At 59.9% G+C, this 279-nt stretch carries 1 rRNA gene; it reads right to left on the bottom strand.

The window, feature by feature from the left end:
- A 23S ribosomal RNA gene (locus ABEE00_RS35725) occupies positions 1-279 on the bottom strand; the annotation flags it as partial.

Raw genomic sequence — 279 nt, 5'->3', positions numbered from 1 at the left:
CGGGGGGCTTCACGGCCTTAGCATCACCGGATTCGATGTTGGACGCTGTGCAGCGGGTACCGGAATATCAACCGGTTATCCATCGACTACGCCTGTCGGCCTCGCCTTAGGCCCCGACTTACCCTGGGCAGATCAGCTTGACCCAGGAACCCTTGGTCTATCGGCGCACACGTTTCTCACGCATGTATCGCTACTCATGCCTGCATTCTCACTCGCATACCGTCCACGACTCGTTTCCACGGCCGCTTCACCCGGCACACGACGCTCCCCTACCCATCA

The sequence above is a fragment of the Streptomyces odontomachicola genome (genome assembly GCF_039605595.1).
Classification (GTDB): domain Bacteria; phylum Actinomycetota; class Actinomycetes; order Streptomycetales; family Streptomycetaceae; genus Streptomyces.
The sequence above is the reverse complement of the archived record's forward strand: the minus strand, read 5'-3'. Positions and strand labels throughout refer to the sequence as shown.